The organism is Ectopseudomonas chengduensis (genome assembly GCF_900102635.1).
GTDB lineage: Bacteria > Pseudomonadota > Gammaproteobacteria > Pseudomonadales > Pseudomonadaceae > Aquipseudomonas > Aquipseudomonas chengduensis.
The window spans coordinates 1-3,246 of the sequence record NZ_FMZQ01000035.1 but is presented as its reverse complement, the minus strand read 5'-3'; the positions used below and the strand labels follow the sequence as shown (position 1 = coordinate 3,246).

The window sequence follows — 3,246 nt, the reverse complement described above, 5'->3', positions numbered from 1 at the left end:
CATTGTCGTTACTCATGTCAGCATTCGCACTTCTGATACCTCCAGCAAGCTTCTCAACTCACCTTCACAGGCTTACAGAACGCTCCTCTACCGCTCATCCAAAGGATGAACCCGTAGCTTCGGTGTATGGTTTGAGCCCCGTTACATCTTCCGCGCAGGCCGACTCGACTAGTGAGCTATTACGCTTTCTTTAAAGGATGGCTGCTTCTAAGCCAACCTCCTAGCTGTCTAAGCCTTCCCACATCGTTTCCCACTTAACCATAACTTTGGGACCTTAGCTGACGGTCTGGGTTGTTTCCCTTTTCACGACGGACGTTAGCACCCGCCGTGTGTCTCCCGTGCTGACACTTGCTGGTATTCGGAGTTTGCATCGGTTTGGTAAGTCGGGATGACCCCCTAGCCGAAACAGTGCTCTACCCCCAGCAGTGATACACGAGGCGCTACCTAAATAGCTTTCGAGGAGAACCAGCTATCTCCGAGCTTGATTAGCCTTTCACTCCGATCCACAGGTCATCCGCTAACTTTTCAACGGTAGTCGGTTCGGTCCTCCAGTCAGTGTTACCTAACCTTCAACCTGCCCATGGATAGATCGCCCGGTTTCGGGTCTATACCCAGCGACTAAAGCGCCCTATTAAGACTCGCTTTCGCTACGCCTCCCCTATTCGGTTAAGCTCGCCACTGAATATAAGTCGCTGACCCATTATACAAAAGGTACGCAGTCACCCAACAAAGTAGGCTCCCACTGCTTGTACGCATACGGTTTCAGGTTCTATTTCACTCCCCTCTCCGGGGTTCTTTTCGCCTTTCCCTCACGGTACTGGTTCACTATCGGTCAGTCAGTAGTATTTAGCCTTGGAGGATGGTCCCCCCATGTTCAGACAAGGTTTCTCGTGCCCCGTCCTACTCGATTTCATTGATAAGAGCGTTTCGTGTACGGGGCTATCACCCACTACGGCGGCACTTTCCAGAGCCTTCCACTACACTCAAATCAACTTAAGGGCTAGTCCCCGTTCGCTCGCCACTACTTAGGGAATCTCGGTTGATTTCTTTTCCTCAGGGTACTTAGATGTTTCAGTTCCCCTGGTTCGCCTCTTGCACCTATGGATTCAGTACAAGATACCCGGCTTATGCCGGGTGGGTTCCCCCATTCAGAGATCTCTGGATCACAGTCTGTTTGCCGACTCCCCAAAGCTTTTCGCAGGCTACCACGTCTTTCATCGCCTCTGACTGCCAAGGCATCCACCGTATGCGCTTCTTCACTTGACCATATAACCCCAAGCAATCTGGTTACTGTCTCAATCGTGAAGACGACATTCGCCGAAAATTTGCGTCTTGAGAACTACAAATTTTACCTTGACCAGATCAATTGCCAGTGAAAGCAATTAATCAGTCACTTCTATCACATATCCAAATTTTTAAAGAACGATATTCGTACCGGTCAAAAGACCAGAAATCAGCACTCAACAGGCTTTCCCTGAAGCGCTCATTTCTGAACTCTTTAACACTCACCGCAACACGAGAGAGTGGTGGAGCCAAGCGGGATCGAACCGCTGACCTCCTGCGTGCAAGGCAGGCGCTCTCCCAGCTGAGCTATGGCCCCGTATTCTTCTGCACCAAGCAATTGGTAGGTCTGGGCAGATTTGAACTGCCGACCTCACCCTTATCAGGGGTGCGCTCTAACCAACTGAGCTACAGACCTATAACAGGGTCGCGTTACAGCATCGTCTTCGACTATGAATCAAGCAATTCGTGTGGATACTTATGAAGAAGCTGATGTCTTCGATTAAGGAGGTGATCCAGCCGCAGGTTCCCCTACGGCTACCTTGTTACGACTTCACCCCAGTCATGAATCACTCCGTGGTAACCGTCCCCCCGAAGGTTAGACTAGCTACTTCTGGAGCAACCCACTCCCATGGTGTGACGGGCGGTGTGTACAAGGCCCGGGAACGTATTCACCGTGACATTCTGATTCACGATTACTAGCGATTCCGACTTCACGCAGTCGAGTTGCAGACTGCGATCCGGACTACGATCGGTTTTATGGGATTAGCTCCACCTCGCGGCTTGGCAACCCTTTGTACCGACCATTGTAGCACGTGTGTAGCCCTGGCCGTAAGGGCCATGATGACTTGACGTCATCCCCACCTTCCTCCGGTTTGTCACCGGCAGTCTCCTTAGAGTGCCCACCATTACGTGCTGGTAACTAAGGACAAGGGTTGCGCTCGTTACGGGACTTAACCCAACATCTCACGACACGAGCTGACGACAGCCATGCAGCACCTGTGTCTGAGCTCCCGAAGGCACCAATCCATCTCTGGAAAGTTCTCAGCATGTCAAGGCCAGGTAAGGTTCTTCGCGTTGCTTCGAATTAAACCACATGCTCCACCGCTTGTGCGGGCCCCCGTCAATTCATTTGAGTTTTAACCTTGCGGCCGTACTCCCCAGGCGGTCAACTTAATGCGTTAGCTGCGCCACTAAGTTCTCAAGGAACCCAACGGCTAGTTGACATCGTTTACGGCGTGGACTACCAGGGTATCTAATCCTGTTTGCTCCCCACGCTTTCGCACCTCAGTGTCAGTATCAGTCCAGGTGGTCGCCTTCGCCACTGGTGTTCCTTCCTATATCTACGCATTTCACCGCTACACAGGAAATTCCACCACCCTCTACCGTACTCTAGCTCGCCAGTTTTGGATGCAGTTCCCAGGTTGAGCCCGGGGCTTTCACATCCAACTTAACGAACCACCTACGCGCGCTTTACGCCCAGTAATTCCGATTAACGCTTGCACCCTTCGTATTACCGCGGCTGCTGGCACGAAGTTAGCCGGTGCTTATTCTGTCGGTAACGTCAAAACACTAACGTATTAGGTTAATGCCCTTCCTCCCAACTTAAAGTGCTTTACAATCCGAAGACCTTCTTCACACACGCGGCATGGCTGGATCAGGCTTTCGCCCATTGTCCAATATTCCCCACTGCTGCCTCCCGTAGGAGTCTGGACCGTGTCTCAGTTCCAGTGTGACTGATCATCCTCTCAGACCAGTTACGGATCGTCGCCTTGGTGAGCCATTACCTCACCAACTAGCTAATCCGACCTAGGCTCATCTGATAGCGCAAGGCCCGAAGGTCCCCTGCTTTCTCCCGTAGGACGTATGCGGTATTAGCGTTCCTTTCGGAACGTTATCCCCCACTACCAGGCAGATTCCTAGGCATTACTCACCCGTCCGCCGCTAAATCAAGGAGCAAGCTCC

2 tRNA genes and 2 rRNA genes are annotated in these 3,246 nt (G+C 51.9%); all 4 read right to left on the bottom strand.

Annotated elements, in window-relative coordinates:
* Positions 1-1,266 (bottom strand): 23S ribosomal RNA (locus BLS08_RS25880); the annotation flags it as partial.
* Positions 1,267-1,524: 258 nt separating this feature from the next.
* Positions 1,525-1,600 (bottom strand) — tRNA-Ala (locus BLS08_RS25875).
* Positions 1,601-1,622: 22 nt separating this feature from the next.
* Positions 1,623-1,699, bottom strand: a tRNA-Ile gene (locus BLS08_RS25870).
* 85 nt (positions 1,700-1,784) lie between these two features.
* A 16S ribosomal RNA gene (locus tag BLS08_RS25865) occupies positions 1,785-3,246 on the bottom strand; the annotation flags it as partial.